This window comes from Rhodobacteraceae bacterium M382 (assembly GCA_025141015.1).
Taxonomy (GTDB): domain Bacteria; phylum Pseudomonadota; class Alphaproteobacteria; order Rhodobacterales; family Rhodobacteraceae; genus Aliisedimentitalea; species Aliisedimentitalea scapharcae.
On sequence record CP081098.1, the window covers coordinates 2,332,807 to 2,347,829 of the forward strand.

Below are 15,023 nucleotides of genomic sequence, written 5' to 3' on the forward strand. Positions count from 1 at the left end.
TTATATGCCAACAAGATCCCCGCACATCCGCCGCCTTCTGGTCATTGGTCTGTTTCTGGTCATCGGTCTGGTGATTGTCGGGTCGCAGACCATTCGGCTGGGCAGGGATGTTCTGTGGCAGTTGGATCAACTGTCAGTCACGAGCACGGACAATGTGCAGTGGAACCTGGTGCAGAGCGAGGTGGAGTTGATGCAATTGCAGATTGCGGTTGTGTCAGCACAGGAAAGCAGGGGCAGCCTGACCAGCCTGCGGCGTCGGTTTGATGTGTTCTATAGCCGGGTTCACACGTTTCGGGAAAGCTCGTCTTATGCGCAGTTGTTTCAGGACGCAGGGTCCCCGGACCATATTGCCGAAATGGTTGATTTTTTGGATCGCTGGGTCGGAGTGATTGACGGATCAGACGCAAATCTGATGGCGTCTCTTGAAGACTTTGTTTCCGAGATCAAAGCCTTACAACCAAAAGTTAGATCATCTTCCCTGGTGGCTGTTCGGGTGCATGCCAGCCAATCCGACGCCCGTCGAGATGCGATTGGGCAAACATTGGCCGCCATGGTCAAAACGGCTTTGGGGTTGGCTGCAATTCTGGTGGCCGGGGTTTTGCTGTTGATCCAGATGTACCAGAGATTGGGGCGCATTTCCAAGGAGCGAGAGGGCGTTCGTGCCCGTTTGGAGGGCATGGTATCGTCGTCTTTGGATGCGATCCTGACCATCAATCGCAGTGGCGAGATACGGGATTTCAACGCCGCGGCCCAGGAATTGTTTGGCTATTCGCAGGCGGAAATGCTCGGGACGCCAGTGACACAGTTGGTTCAGACACCAGCCGACGGATCGGACCACCCCCATGATTTGGTCGATGTCCTGTTACAAGCGGCCCACCAAAGCGATATTGCCCAAAAACGTCTGGCCTTGACTGGCAGGCGCAAGTCCGGAGAGCCGTTTTCAGCGGAATTGTCGCTCAGCGAAACCTATTCCGAGAGCCAGGAAATCCTGGTGATCTTCCTGCGTGATATCTCGGATCGGGTGCGATACGAAAACGCCCTGCGCCGCGCCCGGGACGAGGCGTTGGCAGGAGAACAGGCAAAAAGCCACCTGTTGACCGTGATGAGCCATGAGATGAGAACACCGTTGAACGGTGTGCTGGGCGCATTGGACCTGTTGGAGCATCAAGACCTCAAACCCGACCAGATCCGCCTGGTTGACGCGATACGGGTGTCTGGGGATCTTTTGCTGCATCATGTCAATGATGTGTTGGAACTGTCCAGATTGGAAGCCGAGGAGACGGCGCTCAACCGGGCGCGGTTCGATCTGGAACGTCTGGCCCAGGCGTTGGTGGACAGCCAACAGGCTGTTGCGCGCAAAGGCAACAATACGCTTGAATTGCGGTCCAATTTAAACGGTCGTCAGATCGTGTTCGGAGACGCCAGGTTGGTGCAGAAAGCAATGCTCAATCTGATCGGAAACGCATTGAAGTTCACCCGGAACGGCGAAGTCTGTATTGAACTGGATCGACTGGCAGGAACCGCCGAAGTCGAGATCCAGATCATCGACACAGGCCCGGGGATTGCAGACGGGGATCTGGACCGGATCTTTGACGATTTCGTCACCATTGACCCCAGTTATTCCCGAATGTCCGAAGGCACAGGGCTGGGGCTCGCGATTGTCAAACGGATGGTCGAAGCGATGGAAGGGCGGATCGGTGTCGAGAGTGTCGAAGGCGAAGGTAGCCTGTTTTGGATGCGTCTGCCGCTGCCCGTGGTTCGGTCTCCGGAAACCAGCCCACAGGGCGGGGTGGACAGCCCAATGGCCCTGCAGATGGATTGCGCCCGTATTTTGGTTGTAGAAGACAATGAAATCAACAGGATGCTTCTGGCTTCGATGCTGCGCAACCAGGGACATGTTGTGGTCGAGGCAGAGGATGGTCAAACCGGCATAGCGGCGGCCCAACGGCAAGGCTTTGACCTGATTTTTATGGACATCAGCATGCCAGGGATGGACGGGATTGAGGCTGCGCATCAGATTATGCGCGACGGGCCAAACCAGACGACACCAATCGTGGCGCTGACGGCACATGCCGGCATCGAAGATCAGGATCGTTTCATGGCCTCTGGTTTCGTCCAGGTCGTCACAAAACCGTTCACCGGCGAAGATCTGGAGAACGCTATTTCGCGATGGACCGAGTATTCGATGGGCAGCTTTTTGCAGGGTACGGGATCAAATCGAAACAGTGTTGAACTGCTGTGTCAGACAGTGGGAGATGACCATGTGGCCAGGCTGTTGCAGGACGTCAAATCAGATGTCGACCATCTTCATGATGAGATAAAGCAGGGAATGATCCTGTCTGGTCAGCAAAAAAAGCAGATCCACAAATTAGCTGGTTCCATCGGAGTTCTGGGGCTGCAGGGGAGTGGGTTTCTGGTCCGCTTGGAAATGGGAGACACGGAAGTGAGCGAACAAGATCTGCGCGCACTGGATTTGTTGCGCAAGGAAGTTCACCATCTGGTGCTGAACACCGCGTCCAGACCATGACATTGCTGGCCGCGGGTCAATCGCGCGGTGTCAGCAGATGCGACACGCGGCAACGCCCCCGTAGGTTTTGCATTTAAAAAGGCCGCACCCGTGAGCGCGGCCTTGTTTTATCCGATCAGGGGAACCCTGTTTATGTTTGATGTTACTGTTTGACGATATCGACGACGTCAAAACCGGCGGTGAACCCTTTCAGCGACAGGTCCAGTTCCACCAATTGATCCGGTGCGGGCGCAGGGCGCAACGAGATCTTGGCAGCATTGCCTTTCTTGAAGGCCTCAATGTCTTCGCCAGTCAGCCCGATCTGGGCCACACACCCAATGGGATTGCAGAACGAGTAATTGTACCGCTTGCCAGCACCACCATCCACCGAAATGGTCAGTTGGGCTGGCAGGAGGGTTTCCAGCGGAACCACAACTGTTGCCCCGGCCACGGCCTGACCACCGTCCTCGAGCCGGAACAGCGACATTTCGGCGATCGGGTTGCCATTGTTGTCCACGAGAACCTGCAAAAGCGAGCAAGGGTCGGTTTCGGCCTCTGTCTTGATACAGGCCAAATCCCAGTCACCGTGTTTCGCCTTGGAGTACCGTTCACCCAGCTGGGGACCATCTGCGACCGGTTCGCCCAGGTCGAGAACCGACGGGGTTTCACCGTCAGCGGACGTATCCCCGGTTTCCTGTGCAGCCAGGGGTGCGGTCATTGCGATCATCGCAGCCATTGAAATCGGAGTCAGGTATTTGAACATGAATGCCTCATTTTTCTGTAAAGGGCCGTCTTTGGTGACGCTCTACCATGGTCCACAGGTGAAGTCAGGGACTTAAGTAATGTGTCGGCGGGAAATCTCGTATGAAACTTGCGGGTCAAATGGCCCATAAACAACAAAAAAGGGAACCCGATTGGTTCCCTTTTCTGGAATTTTTTTCTCCCCGTCGGACTGGCCGACTTAGTTATTGGGGGGACGTTACGAAAGGCTAGGCTAACGGTCAACAGGTTTGATGAAAAAAAACCTGTCGGTCAGGCTTTGCTTAGTGCGCAACCGTATAAACAAAGATCACTGCCAACAATTGGGCAACCTGCAAAAAGCGCACCGCTTTTTGCCCAAAAAATGACCGTGCCCAGAGGCACGGCCCAGTCTGACAGGGAGGAAGTGTCCGAAGGAACAGAAGATCTGCCCCGCGAACAATAATGACTATCGCAGGCAAAGGTTAACTTTGTATGGTCAGGGCGGGACGTTGAATTCAGAGGGAAAACGGTAGTAATGGACGGCAAGATCTTTATCGGCGGCGGCGGTGTTGAATACGGTGAAAAACAGGGTTTGACGTTGAAATATGCGAATCGGCATGGGTTGATTGCAGGTGCCACCGGCACGGGCAAGACCGTAACCTTGCAGATCCTGGCCGAAGGGTTTTCCAACGCGGGCGTGCCGGTGATCCTGTCAGACGTCAAAGGCGATCTGTCAGGACTGGCGCTGGCGGGCTCGGTCGATCACAAGTTGCATCAACCCTTTATGGACCGCGCTGCAACGATCGGGTTTGATGATTTCGGGTATCATGCGTGCCCTGTGACATTCTGGGATCTGTTTGGCGATCAGGGGCATCCGGTGCGCACCACTGTCGCCGAAATGGGTCCGCTGTTGCTGGCGCGTCTCCTGGAGCTGACAGAGGCGCAGGAAGGCATTCTGAATATCGCCTTTCGCCTTGCCGATGAACAGGGACTGGCGCTTTTGGATCTCAAGGATCTACAGGCTCTGCTGGTTTGGATCGGTGAAAATCGCGCAGAGCTGAACCTGCGCTATGGCAATGTGTCGATTGCGTCGATCGGGGCGATCCAGCGTCGGTTGCTGGTGCTGGAAAACCAGGGCGGTGCCCAGTTATTTGGTGAACCGGCTCTGGAACTGGCGGACCTGATGCGCACCGACGATCACGGCAAAGGCATGGTCAATATTCTGGCCGCTGACAAACTGATGTCATCACCGGGGCTGTATGCGACCTTCCTGTTGTGGTTGCTCAGCGAATTGTTCGAAGAACTGCCCGAAGTTGGCGATCCGGACAAACCCAAGCTGGTGTTTTTCTTTGACGAGGCGCATCTGCTGTTTGACGATGCGCCCAAGGCGTTGATTGACAAGGTTGAACAGGTGGCGCGTCTGATCCGGTCCAAGGGCGTCGGGATCTATTTTATCACCCAGAACCCGGCGGACGTGCCCGAAGACATTCTGGGGCAACTCGGCAATCGGATCCAACATGCGCTGCGTGCGTTTACCGCCAAGGATCGCAAGAACCTGAAGCTGGCGGCCGAGACCTATCGTGAGAACCCGAGGTTCGAAACCGAGGACGCCATACGCGAGGTGGGTGTCGGCGAGGCGGTGACCTCGATGCTGCAAAAGAAGGGCGTACCCGGAATTGTTGAACGAACTCTGATCCGCCCGCCATCCTCGCATCTGGGGCCGATCACCATTGAGGAACGCAAACGGATGATGGCTGTGTCGGACATGGCCGGCAAATACGACACGCCCAGGGATCGCACCTCGGCCTATGAAATCCTGGCCAAACGGGCACAACAGGCCGCGACTGAGGCCGAACAGATCCAGGAGGCAGCAGAGGAGCAACCGCCCTTGCAGCGCGAATACAACGCGGCGCGGCGCTACACGGGTGCCAGAGTCAGCCGGTCGTCTGCACGTGTGGCAACGTCCCGGCGCAGCAGCGATACCTTTGGGTCCGCGATGAAACATGCGGTGATCAAGGAACTCAAGGGCACCACAGGTCGCCGTCTCGTGCGTGGTATTCTGGGGTCCCTGTTCAAAGGTCGCTGACGCGGCGAACAAAAAAGCGCGGCCCCGAACCTGGGACCGCGCTTCTTTCTGGTGATCAATACCTCCGCCGGAGGCATCGCGGCATTGCCGCGATTATTTCTCGGGAATCAATCCACGCGGTGCAAACCGAAGAACCAGCAGCAACACAATCCCCATGGTGAACAGACGCATATGGGCTGCGCTGTCGATCAGATGCTCCTTCAGCGCATTGCCTTCCGACATGCCCGAGGTGATCACCTGCATCAGGAACAGGCCGATGGGTTCCACCTGGACCCACAGGAACCAGATCAGCATGCCGCCCAGAACCGCGCCCATGTTATTGCCGGATCCGCCGACAATGACCATCACCCAGATCAGAAAGGTATAGCGCAGCGGCTGATAGGTACCCGGTGTCAGCTGACCATCCAGCGTGGTCATCATCGCACCGGCCAGGCCACAAACCGCAGACCCAAGAACAAAGATCTGCAAATGGCGACGCGTCACATCCTTGCCCATGGCTTCGGCTGCGACTTCGTTGTCCCGGATTGCCCGCATCATCCGGCCCCAGGGGCTTTTCAGCGCCATCTGTGCCATCCACAACAGAACCAACAAAACCACGGCAAACAGAACTGAATATCCCAGTTTCACATAAAGCGTCGATGCCGTCACCGGATCCAGACCCAGCGAGACAGCGTTTTCAACAAACCCGGGATCATTTTGCAGGTCGATTTCATAGGGAACGGGGCGGGGCAGGCCAATCACATTTTTCACACCGCGCGCCAGCCAATCCTCGTTCTTGAGCACGGCAATGATGATCTCGGCAATGCCCAGTGTCGCGATCGCCAGATAGTCCGAGCGCAGCCCCAATGCCGTCTTACCGATCAGCCAGGCGGCACCCGCCGCCAGCAAACCGCCCACAGGCCAAGCCAGCAGGATCGGCAGGTTGATGCCACCGATATTGCCGGCGGCCGCGGGGTTGATGGCCTCGATCGCGGCAACACCGGGATCGAACACGCCACGATACAGAAAAAACCCACCAACCAGAATGGCCAAGGTGATCAGGTTTCGGTTGCGTCCTTTGGGCAATCTCGCGTTGACCAGGACAGCTGTGGTGACGGTTGCAGCCCCCAACACCAATGCCAATACCACACGATAGCCACCGGCGCTCCAGGCTCCGGGGGTTGGTGGCGTTGCCACCAGAACGGCCGCCAGCCCACCCAAAGCAACAAAGCCCATGATGCCGACGTTGAACAATCCGGCAAAGCCCCATTGCAGGTTCACCCCAATCGCCATGATGGCCGAAATCAGCCCCATGTTCAGGATGAGCAGCGCGGTGTTCCAGCTTTGCATGAAACCTGTCAGAAGGATCAGACATCCCACCAGGGCAAAAAGAAACGTATTTTTCATGGGTTCGCTCATACCGATTTCCCCTTGAACAGTCCGGTGGGACGGAACAGCAGCACGATCAACAGGATCACAAAGCTGACTGCAAATTTATAATCGGTGCTCAGCAACTGGACCAATCCATTTGGCTCCAGGCTCTCTGGCATCATGTATTTCAACACCTTTTTCCAGGCATAGGTGATCGTCACTTCGGAAAAGGCGATGACAAACCCACCTGCAATCGCGCCCAGCGGGTTGCCCAGCCCCCCAACGATGGCCGAGGCAAAGATCGGCAGCAGCAGTTGGAAATAGACAAACGGTTTGAAGGATTTATCCAGCCCGTACAGCACGCCTGCCACCGTCGCCAATGCGGCCACGATCATCCAGGTGTACATCACCACGCGCTCCGGGTTGATCCCCGACAGCAGTGCCAGATCCTCATTGTCCGAATAGGCGCGCATGGATTTCCCGGTGCGGGTGCGGTTCAGGAACCAGAACAGCAACGCAACGGCAATGATCGCCACAACAACAGTGATGCCTTGGGTGGTCTTGATCGCCAGCCCTTCGCGCAGGCCAGTCAGTTGCTTGAATTCACGGGCGGAAATGATGAACCGTTCGCCATCGGAAAACTTTTGATCATTGGGTCCGATAATGAAACGCACGACACCGTTCATGATGAACATGACACCCATCGACACAATCACCAGGATCACCGGTTTTGCCTTTTGTTCTCGATAGAACTTGTACACCACACGGTCAGTGAACAACACCAGCAGCATACAGCCCAATATGGCCGCCGGCAGCGCCAGCAATGCGGTGGGCAACGGCCCCAGGCTGACACCCAGAGATTGCAGCCACCAGGTGACCAGCACCGCCGTCATCGACCCGAATGCCATGGTGTCACCATGGGCAAAGTTCGAAAACCTCAGGATGCCATAGATCAGAGTGACCCCCAGCGCGCCCAGAGCCAATTGGCTGCCATAGGCGATCGCGGGGACCAGAACAAAGTTGGATAGCGCCACAATGGCGTTGAGAAAATCCATGCCTCAGCCCCCCAGGAATGATTTGCGCACTTCGGGATCAGCCAACAGCTCTTTCCCGGTGCCGGTATAGGCATTGCGCCCCTGAACAAGAACATATCCCTTGTCCGCGATCTCAAGCGCCTGGCGGGCGTTTTGTTCCACCATCAAGATCGGGATGCCGGTGCGGCTGACCTCGATAATACGGTCGAACAATTCGTCCATGACGATAGGGGACACACCCGCGGTGGGTTCGTCCAGCATCAGGACCTTGGGCTGGGTCATCAATGCGCGACCCACGGCCACCTGTTGACGTTGCCCACCGGACAACTCCCCCGCCGCCTGATACCTCTTTTCCTTGAGGATCGGGAACAGATGGTACACCTGCTCCATCGTCTGAGAAAAATCGTCGGTGCGGATGAACGCACCCATTTCCAGGTTCTCTTCGACAGTCATCGTGGTGAAAATGTTCGAGGTCTGGGGCACGAACCCCATGCCTTTGACCACACGGTCCTGCGGTGACAGTTTGGTGATATCCTCGCCGTCCAGCCGAACCGAGCCCGAGCGCACATCCAGCATCCCAAACACGGCCTTCATCGCGGTGGATTTGCCAGCACCATTGGGCCCGACAATCACGGCGATTTCACCGGGATTCACTGCAATCGTGCAGTCATGTAAAATATCCGGCCCCTTGCCGTAGCCGCCGGTCATCGTGTCGCCGATCAGAAAAGGTTCCGACATCATGCGCCCTCCAACTGATCTTTGTTTTTCAATCCGGTGCCCAAATAGGCCTCGATCACCTGTTCGTTGGCCTTGATCTCCTCCAAGGTACCTTCGGCGAGCACCTTACCCTCGGCCATGCAGATGACGGGGTCGCACAGGCGACCAATGAAATCCATGTCGTGTTCGATCACGACAAAGGTGTATCCGCGTTCCTGGTTCAACCGGATGATTGCGTCACCGATGGTGTTCAACAGGGTGCGGTTCACCCCGGCGCCCACTTCGTCCAGAAACACGATCTTGGCATCGACCATCATGGTGCGGCCCAGTTCCAACAGCTTCTTCTGACCACCGGACACCTGACCGGCCTTGTGGTCCGACAGGTGTTCAATGGTCAGGAACTCCAGAACCTCGTCAGCCTTGGCGCGCAGGGCGCGTTCTTCGTCCGCGATCCGCTTGCGCCCGAACCAGGTGTTCCACAGGGTTTCACCAGATTGGGCTCCGGGAACCATCATCAGGTTCTCGCGGCAGCTCATCGAGCCGAATTCATGCGCGATCTGGAACGTTCGCAGCAGCCCCTTGTGAAACAATTCGTGCGGCGGCAGGCCTGTGATGTCTTCGCCATCCATGGTCACGCGACCCGAAGTTGGCGGAAGAACGCCTGCTATCACGTTGAAAAGAGTTGTTTTTCCAGCACCGTTCGGGCCTATCAACCCGGTTATGGAGCCCTTGGTGATTTCCAGCGATGCGCCATCGACTGCGTGAAATCCACCGAAATGCTTGTGTACGTCTTCGACGACGATCATTTCGTACAATCCCCCAACCGCTATTTTGCGGTCTTATTTATTGAAACAGCCCGGAACTTGCGTCCGGGCTGTCTGGTTCATGATCCTGCTGACAGGATCAGCGGTATTTGACGGTGGTGATCTTGCCACCCTTCATTTCGTACTGGCGATAGTTGCCAGCGCTTTCGCCGGGTCCGATCAGTTCCACAGCCGTGCCGCCGACATAGTCGATGTCGCCGCCATCCTTGAGGATCTGCAGGGCTTTGGCCAGTTCACCAGGATAGATTTTTTCGCCCGGCGCGTTGGCGACGTCCATGACCTTGCCTTTGTAGTCGGCTGGATCCTTGGAGTTGGCGGCCTGCATGGCCAGCATCACCAGCGCTGCGGCGTCATAGGATTCCGCAACAAAGGACGATGTGCCGTCAAAGCCATTGGCGTCGCCCATCTCGCGGATGGTGCCGGCACCGGGGCTGTCAGTACCGGGAACCTGTCCGGTAGAGCCGTCGATTTCATCGCCAAAGTTCTCTTCGAGCAGCGCGCCATACATGCCGTCAGGGAAGTGGAACGTGTCAAAGGCACCCGAATCCAGCGAAGCACGAACGATGCCCGATCCACCCTGATCCAGATAACCGGCCACAACCAGGCGGTCGCCGCCAGCAGCGGCCAGCGCGCCAACTTCGGCCGAATAGTCGGCCTTGCCGTCTTCATGTGCAGCGGTAATCGTGACAGTGCCACCCGCGGCCTTGAAGGCTTCTTCGAAGCTGGTGGCCAGGCCTTTTCCGTAGTCGTTGTTGGTGAATGTCAGCGCAACTTCCTTGATGCCCATTTCCATCAGGACTTCGGTCATCACGGCACCCTGACGCGCGTCAGATGGAGCAGTGCGGAAGAAAAGTCCGTTGTCTTCGGCAGTGGACAGTGCGGGGGATGTGGCCGACGGCGAGATCATGACCATGCCGTTGGGCACGGCGACATTTGCCAGAATGGCACCGGTCACGCCGGAACAATCCGCGCCGACAATGCCGTCGATCTTGTCCGACGTGATCAGACGCTCGGCAGCAGCGGTTGCAGCGGCGGCATCAACACAGGTCGAATCTGCCCGGATCGGAGTGACTGTGGCGGCGTCCAGCAACAGGCCGCTGTCGGTCACTTCCTTCATCGCCAGTTCGGCGGCCGCAGCCATTGGCGGGGTCAGTGATTCAATGGGGCCGGTAAAGCCAAAAATGATACCCAGTTTGACTTCTTTGGCGTGGCCACCGGCAAATGCGGTACCCGCTGTCAATGCAACGGCCGCAGTGGCCATCAGCAGTTTTTTCATAAGAATACTCCCAGTTTGTTGGAACATTGAATGCTCATATTTGACCCTAGGCAAGCTGTTGCAAAAAGAAAAGTCTTATCCGCAACGCGGTTTCGCGGGGTTAACATGCCCCCCCTTTTGCCAGGGCGCGGCGGGCTGTTACACTGATTTGAAAAAAAGGAAAAGTTGAAATGTATCGCGTCTTGAGGGGTTTTTTGATTTGCTTGGTGATTGCCGGGGGGGCGATGCCATCCCGACCTGTTGCCCAAACCAGCGTGCTGCCCAGCAGCCAAGGGGCGCTTGCGATTGAGGCCATGCTGACCGGGTTGGATACTCCCTGGGCCGTCGGGTTCCTGCCTGCCGGTGAATACCTGGTCACCGAACGGGACGGAAATCTTCTGTTGGTTCGGGAGGGAAAATCAAATGTAGTCAAAGGGGTGCCAAGGGTAAAAGCCCAAGGGCAGGGCGGTCTTCTGGATGTTCTGGTGCCCCGCGATTTCGCCTCTAGCGGACAGATATTCCTGACCTTTTCAAAACATCAAAAGGGCGGTGCCGGGACGGCAGTTGTCGTGGGGCATCTGGATACCGCCAGGGCACGGTTGACCCAAACCCGTATCATATTCGAGGCCGCGCCCAGTTCCGGCACTGGTCGACACTTTGGCAGCCGGATTGCCGAGGCCCCGGACGGAACCCTGTTTGTGACGATCGGAGATCGGGGCCAACCGCCCAGCGCTCAGGATCTGTCGCGACAGCAAGGGTCCATCATCCGCATCAACCGTGACGGTTCGATTCCTGACAGCAACCCCTTTGTGAACACCGCCGCTGCGCGGCCCGAAATCTGGTCGTATGGGCACAGAAATCCGCAGGGGATGGCCTTGTCCAGCGATGGCTCCCTTTGGGCTGTGGAACATGGTGCCCGGGGCGGGGATGAAGTGAACCGGATCCACAAAGGCGCAAATTATGGCTGGCCCGTTATCGCCTATGGGCGTCATTATTCCGGCGGCAAGATCGGAGAAGGCACGCATAAGACGGGTTTGCAACAACCTGATTTTTATTGGGATCCTTCGATCGCACCATCCGGGATGATGATCTATTCGGGGAGGTTGTGGCCACAGTGGCGTGGTCACATGTTTGTCGGCAGCCTGAAATTCGACTATATCGCGCGTTTGGCCGGGAGCCGGTTGCGTGAGCGTGAACAACTGGTGTCCCGCGAAACCGAACGGGTGCGCGACATCCGCGAAGCTCCGGACGGGTCGATCTGGTTCATCTCTGTTGGCAATGGCGCGATTTACAGGATCGCTCCCGGCCCCTAGTGTACACGTATTCTTGGTAGGGGGTGCACGATGGTGCGTTATGTTTTCGCGTTGGTTGTGATGGTGTTGTCCGGTCCGGCACTGGCCGAAAACGGGTCTTTTGCCAGTTATCAGGAATTGCGCCATCAGCTGGACCCGCTGGTCAAATCCCGCCAGATGGCGGCGGTTCTGACGTTGTTTGGCGGGTCGGACGAGATGACCCCCGAAGAGTTGAAGCGTCTGGATGAGCAGGTTCTCTCGCTTTACAAGCAGGATTTCACGCAGGTTCAGCTGATCAATCGGGTTGATCTGGCGAATGGCTGGCGGCAGGAAATGCTCGGCTATTGGGTGGGGTACCAGTACATCTATGTGTACATGCTGTTGCAGCAATTGCCGGATGAACTGCGCGCGGTTCAGTTCAAATTCAACAGCGATTTCGAGAGAATTTTTAGTAATTTCTGATGGTTGCGGTTCGCAGCTCTCTCAGATTGAGAGCCGCGTCGCATGTGAGCCACGTTCCCGATAGGGGGTGGTGTCGTAATGCGCACGATAGCATTTGGAAAAATGCGATGGCGACGCAAACCCACAGGCCAGCGCCACATTGATCACGCTCATGTCGGTTTGCATCAACAGGTTGCGCGCCTTTTGCAAACGCAATTCCATATAGTACCGTTTCGGGCTGCGGTTCAGATAGCGGCGGAACAGACGTTCCAGCTGCCGGGTCGACATGCCAACGTCCTTGGCCAGAATTGAAGGGCTGATCGGTTCTTCGATATTGTTTTCCATCATCTGGATGACCAGAGACAATTTTGGATGCCGCACCCCGATGCGGGTGGGGACAGACAGACGCTGAGTGTCCTGATCCGTCCGGATCGAAGAATAGATCAACTGATCGGCAACCGCATTGGCCAGATCTTCGCCATGATCATTGGCCAACAGTTTCAACATCATGTCGATTGAGGATGTTCCCCCGGCAGTGGTCATTCGGTTGCCGTCGATGACAAAGACCCCTTTGGTCAACTCGACATCGTCGAATTCCTCGGCAAAGCTGTCTGCGTTTTCCCAATGGATCGTCGCGCGTTTGCCGTCCAGCAATCCGGCCTTGGCCAAGGTAAAGGCGGCCGTGCACAGGCCCCCGATCAACACGCCTTTGCGGGCTTCGCGGCGGATCCAGCCCAAAATCTTCTTGGTTGTGGCCTTCTGGACCTGAATGCCGCCACAGATGATCAATGTGTCATCGCGTTGCAGTTCGCCCAGATCGCCATCCAGATTGAACGATGCGCCGGCAGAACAGGTCACCGATTCACCGCCTTCGCCAATCAGGGTCCAATTGTACAGGGTTTTGCCAGACATCCGATTGGCAATGCGCAAACATTCCACGGCCGACGCGAACGACAGCATGGTAAAATTCTCCATCAGCACAAAAACAAACCGCTTGACGCGATCTGTTTCGCCGCTGACTTCCACTGGCAGAAACTGTTCTTTCATGACGCAGGGATCCTTCATTTGCGACACGTGCCGTCGCCTATTGGACGCGCGACAGAATTGCACCATGTTCAGAGGTTCAACGCAACGTCAAGTGCGGACATTTCTTAACTGGTCAGTCTGACCTGTCTTTTGTATAGAGACCACTCTAACCCCAAGTCTTCAAAGACCCTATCGGAGATTAAAGCAATGACTGAGTGGCAAAAATCGAACTGGCGCGCGAAACCGCGGGTTCAAATGCCAGATTATACCGACGCAGACGCCCTCGCGGCTGTAGAAGGTCAGCTGTCTCAGTATCCCCCGTTGGTCTTTGCCGGCGAAGCGCGGAGCCTGAAACAACAGTTGGGCGCAGCCGGGCGTGGCGAAGCGTTCTTGTTGCAGGGCGGAGACTGTGCAGAAAGCTTTGATCAGTTCAGCGCAGATGCAATCCGGGATACCTTCCAGGTGATGCTTCAGATGGCCATGGTGCTGACCTATGGTGCCAAGGTTCCGGTCGTCAAAGTCGGCCGGATGGCAGGCCAGTTTGCCAAACCGCGCAGTGCCCCGACCGAAGTGATTGATGGGGTGGAATTGCCCAGCTACCGGGGGGATATCATCAACGAACTGGCCTTCACTCCCGAAGCGCGGATCCCGGATCCCAAAAAGATGCTGCACGCCTATACTCAGGCCGCCGCAACCCTGAACCTGTTGCGCGCCTTTTCCACAGGCGGCTTCGCGGACATGAGCCGCGTGCATTCCTGGACATTGGGATTCACCAATGCACAGGACGAACAGAAATACTCGGAAGTGGCCGACCGCATTCAGGACACGATTGATTTCATGTCGGCGGCAGGTATCACTGCCGATACCACGCATGAATTCTCGACGGTGAAATTCTACACCAGCCACGAAAGCCTGTTGTTGGAGTACGAAGAGGCGTTGACCCGTCTTGATTCGACCTCCGGAAACTGGCTGGCCGGGTCCGGTCACATGATCTGGATCGGTGATCGCACGCGTCAGCCCGATGGAGCCCATGTCGAATTCTGCAGCGGCGTTCTGAACCCGATTGGTTTGAAATGCGGCCCGACGACCACGGCTGATGACCTCAAGGTTCTGATGAACAAACTGAACCCTGGGAACGAAGAAGGGCGTCTGACCCTGATCGCACGTTTTGGCGCGGGCAAGGTGGCAGAGCATCTGCCCCGTCTGATCCAGGCGGTGCGCGAAGAAGGCGCCAAGGTGACCTGGGTTTGTGATCCGATGCACGGCAACACCATCAAATCCTCCAGCGGGTATAAAACCCGACCCTTTGACAGTGTGCTGCGCGAAGTGCGCGACTTCTTTGCCGTGCACAAGGCCGAAGGCACCATTCCGGGGGGCGTGCATTTCGAGATGACCGGTCAGGACGTGACCGAATGCACCGGCGGCGTGCGTGCAGTTACCGACGAGGACCTGTCGGATCGCTACCATACTGCGTGCGACCCGCGTTTGAATGCATCGCAATCGCTGGAACTGGCCTTTTTGGTCGCCGAGGAATTGTCGGATCTGCGCGCAGCCCGCAAGGAACGTCAGGCCGGTTGATCAAAACCGAATGTCCGCACAGTAAAAGAGCGCTCCGGGTAAACCTGGGGCGCTTTTCCTTTTGGGGGAGTGTCATTGGTGCGAGCGTATTCGCCTTTGGCGAACTTTGGAGCGTCGGGTGACACGCGCGCGTATCCCGGAGGTCATTCGGGGGCGGCCCTTCTGGACTGCGT

Annotated in this window: 12 protein-coding genes; 5 read left to right on the forward strand and 7 right to left on the reverse strand. The window is 56.8% G+C overall.

Annotation, left to right across the window (positions count from 1 at the left end; genetic code table 11):
• Positions 1-4: 4 nt before the first annotated feature.
• Positions 5-2,527 (forward strand): response regulator, encoded by a 2,523-nt coding sequence (locus K3727_10915; protein UWQ89346.1) that lies wholly within the window; start codon positions 5-7, stop codon positions 2,525-2,527.
• Positions 2,528-2,669: 142 nt separating this feature from the next.
• On the opposite strand, the gene K3727_10920 is transcribed toward K3727_10915, so the two are convergent.
• Positions 2,670-3,269, reverse strand: a complete 600-nt coding sequence (locus tag K3727_10920) for an invasion associated locus B family protein (protein UWQ89347.1) — start codon at positions 3,267-3,269, stop codon at positions 2,670-2,672.
• 513 nt (positions 3,270-3,782) lie between these two features.
• On the opposite strand from K3727_10920, the gene K3727_10925 reads away from it, so the two are divergent.
• Entirely contained in the window at positions 3,783-5,333 is a 1,551-nt protein-coding gene (locus K3727_10925; protein ID UWQ89348.1) for a DUF853 domain-containing protein, read from the forward strand.
• Between the two features lie 93 nt (positions 5,334-5,426).
• Here the strand turns inward: K3727_10925 and K3727_10930 are convergent, their stop codons facing one another.
• The 5 genes from K3727_10930 to K3727_10950 all read right to left on the reverse strand — a co-directional run bounded on the left by K3727_10930 (position 5,427) and on the right by K3727_10950 (position 10,534).
• Positions 5,427-6,731, reverse strand: a complete 1,305-nt coding sequence (locus tag K3727_10930) for a branched-chain amino acid ABC transporter permease (protein ID UWQ89349.1) — start codon at positions 6,729-6,731, stop codon at positions 5,427-5,429.
• A complete protein-coding gene (locus K3727_10935; protein UWQ89350.1) occupies positions 6,728-7,738 on the reverse strand; it encodes a branched-chain amino acid ABC transporter permease in 1,011 nt (336 codons plus the stop codon). The genes K3727_10930 and K3727_10935 overlap by 4 nt, the downstream gene beginning before the upstream one ends.
• A 3-nt stretch (positions 7,739-7,741) precedes the next feature.
• Complete coding sequence (locus K3727_10940) at positions 7,742-8,455, reverse strand: ABC transporter ATP-binding protein (GenBank protein ID UWQ93346.1); 714 nt, start codon at positions 8,453-8,455, stop codon at positions 7,742-7,744.
• Entirely contained in the window at positions 8,455-9,240 is a 786-nt protein-coding gene (locus K3727_10945; GenBank protein UWQ89351.1) for an ABC transporter ATP-binding protein, read from the reverse strand. Before K3727_10945 ends, K3727_10940 begins: the two co-directional genes overlap by 1 nt.
• Before the next feature lie 97 nt (positions 9,241-9,337).
• Complete coding sequence (locus K3727_10950; GenBank protein ID UWQ89352.1) at positions 9,338-10,534, reverse strand: ABC transporter substrate-binding protein; 1,197 nt, start codon at positions 10,532-10,534, stop codon at positions 9,338-9,340.
• 170 nt (positions 10,535-10,704) lie between these two features.
• Here K3727_10950 and K3727_10955 point away from each other — a divergent pair, with 170 nt between their 5' ends.
• Both K3727_10955 and K3727_10960 read left to right on the forward strand, forming a co-directional pair.
• Positions 10,705-11,826 carry a PQQ-dependent sugar dehydrogenase gene (locus tag K3727_10955; protein UWQ89353.1) on the forward strand — a complete coding sequence of 374 codons (1,122 nt, stop codon included), beginning with the start codon at positions 10,705-10,707 and terminating at the stop codon, positions 11,824-11,826.
• Positions 11,827-11,856: 30 nt separating this feature from the next.
• A complete protein-coding gene (locus K3727_10960; GenBank protein ID UWQ89354.1) occupies positions 11,857-12,267 on the forward strand; it encodes a hypothetical protein in 411 nt (136 codons plus the stop codon).
• A 21-nt stretch (positions 12,268-12,288) separates the two neighbouring features.
• On the opposite strand, the gene K3727_10965 is transcribed toward K3727_10960, so the two are convergent.
• Positions 12,289-13,293, reverse strand: coding sequence for a GlxA family transcriptional regulator (locus K3727_10965; protein UWQ89355.1), 1,005 nt, complete (start codon positions 13,291-13,293; stop codon positions 12,289-12,291).
• A 186-nt stretch (positions 13,294-13,479) separates the two neighbouring features.
• On the opposite strand from K3727_10965, the gene K3727_10970 reads away from it, so the two are divergent.
• A complete protein-coding gene (locus K3727_10970; protein ID UWQ89356.1) occupies positions 13,480-14,850 on the forward strand; it encodes a 3-deoxy-7-phosphoheptulonate synthase class II in 1,371 nt (456 codons plus the stop codon).
• Positions 14,851-15,023: the final 173 nt, after the last annotated feature.